At 68.7% G+C, this 1,676-nt stretch carries 4 protein-coding genes; all 4 read left to right on the top strand.

Annotated elements, in window-relative coordinates; all coding sequences use genetic code 11:
• The first annotated feature begins 35 nt into the window (after nucleotides 1–35).
• Nucleotides 36–239: a cold-shock protein gene (locus IJH84_RS01730; RefSeq protein WP_295139467.1), complete on the top strand. Its 204-nt coding sequence runs from the start codon at nucleotides 36–38 to the stop codon at nucleotides 237–239.
• Between the two features lie 305 nt (nucleotides 240–544).
• Nucleotides 545–886 (top strand): STAS domain-containing protein, encoded by a 342-nt coding sequence (locus IJH84_RS01735; RefSeq protein WP_295139469.1) that lies wholly within the window; start codon nucleotides 545–547, stop codon nucleotides 884–886.
• Nucleotides 883–1,062, top strand: a complete 180-nt coding sequence (locus tag IJH84_RS01740) for a DUF2188 domain-containing protein (RefSeq protein WP_295139472.1) — start codon at nucleotides 883–885, stop codon at nucleotides 1,060–1,062. The genes IJH84_RS01735 and IJH84_RS01740 overlap by 4 nt, the downstream gene beginning before the upstream one ends.
• Before the next feature lie 350 nt (nucleotides 1,063–1,412).
• On the top strand, nucleotides 1,413–1,676 hold a 264-nt coding region (locus IJH84_RS01745), incomplete at its 3' end, for an LLM class flavin-dependent oxidoreductase (protein ID WP_295139474.1).

Below are 1,676 nucleotides of genomic sequence, written 5' to 3' on the forward strand. Positions count from 1 at the left end.
CGTGATACTTCCCATCTCTCGAACGGAGACAGCACATGACGAACGGAATCGTGAAGTGGTTCAACTCGGAGAAGGGCTTCGGCTTCATCGCCCCTGACGAGGGCGGGCCGGACGTGTTCGTGCACTACTCGGCCATCGACGGCACGGGCTTCCGCAGTCTCGAGGAGAACCAGCAGGTGAGCTTCGAGGTGACCCAAGGCCCCAAGGGCGCCCAGGCGGAAGTCGTCCGCGCGATCTGAAGTCACGCTCGGTGCCCCGCTTTGCGGGGCACCAGGGCACCCCCGACACTGCTCCCGCGTCGCGCGGTCGAGCCGTGTCGATCCCGGGCAGCGCCTTCGCGCCGGAGCGCGCCACTCGTGCCGAACAGCCCACCACGGGCGCACGACATCCCGGCGAGTTTTCTCGCTCGCACACTTTTCCCGCCCGGTAGAGCCGAGTCCGTGACCGTCGCCCCGGCTCCCCGCGGACGTTCCCGAATCCAGCCACCTGCAGCCGCGACCGCTCGCGCCGGGTCGGCTGAGCCCTCTTATTGCATTGGAGTCCAATGCGGACAACAACCCCCTGTCCCACTTTCCCAGCCGCTTTCCCGGTAGACGGTGACATCACCGGATCCGGAACATCCGCACTGGCCGAGAGGCTGAGGCCGCACCTGTTGACAGCGCCCCCGAACACGGTCCTCGACCTCTCCGCGGCCGGCGACATCGACGACGCGGGCATCGATCTACTTGCCGCCGTGCGCACCTACGCGGCGCATCGCGGGCTGGCGTTCAGCGTGATCAATGCACGTTTACGGCTGCAGGACCCGTTGCTGGCCGCGGGAGTGCGCACATCGGCGCCGCAGGCCGCGTCCGCACCGGTACCGCTGCACACCGCGGCGAACGCATGAGCCGGCACACCAGGTACATCTCCCGCACGCTGTCCGACGATGCGTGGCAGATCACCGATGCCGAAGGCCAGCACACCGCCCGGCTCACCGGCACCGAGAAAGACGCCATCGCACGCGCCCATCGCCAACTCGCCTCCCACGGCGGCGGCAACGTGCTGGTCACCGACCTCGAATGACAGCATGCCCGGGCACTACCGCGAGCGCGTCGATGTTGTGCAAGACGGGGCCTGTCGGTCCACGACGGCTGACCAAGTTCCTTCGGAACTGCGAAGCAGCACGCCACGACGCGCCTCGATCAGAGAACCACAGCATGGGCGCAGTCCGGTGCGGACGTTCGCCTGTACCTGCTGGAACGGGAATCAGCCATCGCCCGCGCCGTCGAGGATCCGTCGCGCACGAGCGCGGCGGAACGAGTGGCGGCAGCACAGCCCGCAACCCCCTTGGCAGCAGGCGAGCCTGAAGCCGTCGCCGCCATCGATGACGCGGAAATGGGTGCGGTCCCGGCCGCGGGACTAGCATCGGGGTCATGGCTAAGATCGACTTCAGTTCCCGCGTCGGCGTGTGGTGGACCAGCGACGCCTGGCCGATCCGCGACGTCCAGCCGCACGCCCGCGAGATCGAGCAGCTGGGCTACGGCTCGCTGTTCTACGGCGAAGCGGCGGGCAAGGAATCGCTGACCCAGGCGGCGGCGCTGCTGGGCGCCACCGAACGGCTCGCGGTCGGCACCGGCATCGCCAACGTGCACGCCCGCGATGCGCTGGCGGCCGAGGCAGGCAGCCGGACGCTGAGC

It is taken from the genome of Saccharopolyspora sp. (genome assembly GCF_017434145.1).
Lineage (GTDB): Bacteria > Actinomycetota > Actinomycetes > Mycobacteriales > Pseudonocardiaceae > Saccharopolyspora_C > Saccharopolyspora_C galaxeae.